The 314-nt window shown below is 47.5% G+C and carries 1 pseudogene; it reads right to left on the bottom strand.

The window, feature by feature from the left end:
• A pseudogene (locus tag BHE89_RS00270) lies at positions 1-274 on the bottom strand (hypothetical protein); the annotation flags it as partial.
• Positions 275-314 lie beyond the last annotated feature (40 nt).

Here is a 314-nt window from a genome sequence, read left to right as displayed (position 1 = left end):
GTTTATCGTTTTGTTTCACTTTATCTTTTTCCGCTGCTTCGCGCTTAGCTAATTCCGCTGCTTCACGTTTTGCTTCTTCAGCTTCACGTTTCGCTTTTTCTTCGGCGTCTTTCTTTGCCTTTTCAGCTTCACGTTTTGCTTTTTCTTCAGCTTCGCGCTGTGCTTTCTCTTGTGCTTCGCGCTGGGGCTTTTTTCTTCTGCTTCGCGATGCGCCTTTTTCTTCCGCTTCACGCTGAGCTTGCTCATCCGCTTGCGCTTTTTTCAACGGCGTCACGGTTCACATAAGTGCGTTTTTTTGCGGACTTCGATGGCTA

Source organism: Shigella sp. FC1967, from assembly GCF_001743005.1.
In the GTDB taxonomy this organism is placed as follows: Bacteria; Pseudomonadota; Gammaproteobacteria; order Enterobacterales; family Enterobacteriaceae; genus Proteus.
This window is presented reverse-complemented; position numbering and strand designations above follow the sequence as displayed.